At 50.5% G+C, this 1,849-nt stretch carries 4 protein-coding genes; 3 read left to right on the top strand and 1 reads right to left on the bottom strand.

Annotated elements, in window-relative coordinates; translation table 11 throughout:
- Positions 1–583: ParA family protein (locus tag HMPREF0178_RS04200; protein WP_009379341.1), on the bottom strand; the 583-nt coding region annotated here is incomplete at its 3' end.
- Positions 584–961: 378 nt separating this feature from the next.
- Between HMPREF0178_RS04200 and HMPREF0178_RS04195 the strand changes: the two genes are divergently transcribed.
- The 3 genes from HMPREF0178_RS04195 to HMPREF0178_RS22400 form a co-directional block, all read left to right on the top strand.
- Positions 962–1,378 (top strand): antirestriction protein, encoded by a 417-nt coding sequence (locus HMPREF0178_RS04195; protein ID WP_009379339.1) that lies wholly within the window; start codon positions 962–964, stop codon positions 1,376–1,378.
- A 54-nt stretch (positions 1,379–1,432) separates the two neighbouring features.
- The gene (locus HMPREF0178_RS21930) at positions 1,433–1,609 is read left to right on the top strand and encodes a hypothetical protein (RefSeq protein WP_009379330.1); all 177 of its coding nucleotides are present in this window, start codon (positions 1,433–1,435) and stop codon (positions 1,607–1,609) included.
- A gap of 49 nt (positions 1,610–1,658) precedes the next feature.
- The coding region (locus HMPREF0178_RS22400; RefSeq protein ID WP_009379328.1) for a hypothetical protein at positions 1,659–1,849 on the top strand (191 nt) is incomplete at its 3' end.

The raw sequence follows: 1,849 nt of genomic DNA, 5'->3' as shown, positions 1-1,849 counted from the left end.
CCACATCTCTATTGAGTGTCTTTCGGGCATCAAAAAACGTCAGGACGAGTCCGAGGATTTCCAAATCGGGATTGAGATCACGGACAAGTTCTGCCGTCTGCCTGATGAGCGCGAGTCCCGCCAGAGCGTAATATTCGACCTGTACCGGGACGAGCAACCCGTTCGCCGCATTGAGGGCGTTGACGGTCAAAAGCCCAAGAGAAGGTGGGCAGTCAATCAGCACATAGTCGTATTCGCCCGCAACAGAGGCGAGAGCCTTCTTTAACAGATTTTCCCGCCCCATTCGTCCGGCAAACGCCAGTTCCGCTTCTGCAAGCCGGATGTTGGCCGGAAGAATATCCAACCCCGTTTCCAGCGTGCTCTTCGCTCCAGCGATGGGGACGTTCCCTGCTAGGACATCGAAAACGGTTCGTTCCAGCGTTTGCGGCTCAAGACCGCAGGCATCGCTCAGATTCCCCTGAGCGTCCAAATCGAGCAACAATACTCGTTTTTGGGCATCTCTGGCAAGCTGAACACCCAGATTATGCGTCGTCGTTGTCTTGCCTACGCCGCCTTTTTGATTGGCTATTGCGCAGATATACATCTTGCTCTCCTTGTAGATATGTACTTATATTATTACATGTATACATTATATTGTAAATACATATTTATGTAAATTAGGATAGAGCATAAGGCGCGAAGCGTCTTATGAAGGATTCCGCTGTGCGGAATCCTTCAGCAGCTCACCGTCCCCATCAAAAGAGGAAGAGGGTGCGCCGGAGGCGCATCTTCCGCGCCGTCGCTCGCTGCGCTTTCTCCGTCACGGAAGCAGGCCCTTTATTTCCAGATTCCTTTTTTGGCGTTGGCACGCCTTTGAGCAGTTCCCCCCGAGGGCTTTCATCAAGTGAAAGCCCTCGGGGGGAACTGCATAAAGGCAGGTTTCAACTCCAGGGAAAAACTCGCAACGTCCAAGGAGGACACGATGGAAAATCTGGAAATGGAAATCATCACAGCGACGAAGGTAGCCGACGAAGACCGGCTGAACTTCTGGCTTCGGCATGTTGGCATGACGAAAATGCTTTCCTTTGAGCGGCATGTCTTTTGTTGGATGGAGAGGCTTTGTCCGCACTATGATGGAGGATTCTGGGAATTTTACGACTTGAGCAATGGAGGATTTTACATCGCTCTCGCAGGTGAAAAGAAAATGTGGCTCACATGGCCTGGAAATTATTTTAACGATGAAATGTCGGCAGATGCCGCCGGAATAGTCGCTACTCTCTATGCGCTTAACGATTTTGCCGAACAGATCAGCCCTGCTTTTGGAGAAAAGCATCGGCAGCTCTATGACTACATCGAGTCACATCCTGAAGCCCAGATGATCTATGCGGCCATAGACTAACAAAAAGTCCTCTGCCGGAAGCCACCGGCAGAGGACAAGAAAGGAATTCATGAGATGAACATCAAGAAATCCATTGATAGAGGATACGCGCAAGCCGAGGGTTCCGTCAAATTCTATATGTTCACGCTGCCCGGAGAACCTAAATCGTGCAAATGTACCTTTCAAGAAATGATGCGGCTCATCAAGGAGCGTTGTCCGAATGGTAAGATGAAGGAGATCTTACTCGCCTAACCTGTTAGCCAGGGACATCCCATTGGGGTGCCCCGTCATGGAGGTTGTCATGCGTGCTGTCTTTTCGGGGTTGAGTACGGTCATGTTGCTTCTCGGCGCGGTATTCTGGCTTGGCGACGAATGGAGGTGGCTTATGGATTTTCTCCTTCAGCTTTTTCTGTTCTGTCTGTTGGGAAAGTTCATACTTGTGCCCGCCTACTTTTGGGCTACAACATTCAGATCCGCACAGATTCTCTCTCT

Origin of the sequence: Bilophila sp. 4_1_30, assembly GCF_000224655.1 — a bacterium.
Lineage (GTDB): Bacteria > Desulfobacterota > Desulfovibrionia > Desulfovibrionales > Desulfovibrionaceae > Bilophila > Bilophila wadsworthia.
Note: the sequence above shows the minus strand (reverse complement) of the source record. Positions and strands in the feature narration are given on the sequence as shown.

What these genes read in the sequence shown, in the direction of transcription:
- HMPREF0178_RS04195 (WP_009379339.1), top strand. Translation starts at nt 962, where the DNA reads ATGGAAAATCTGGAAATGGAAATCATCACAGCGACGAAGGTAGCCGAC.
- HMPREF0178_RS21930 (WP_009379330.1), top strand. Translation starts at nt 1,433, where the DNA reads ATGAACATCAAGAAATCCATTGATAGAGGATACGCGCAAGCCGAGGGT.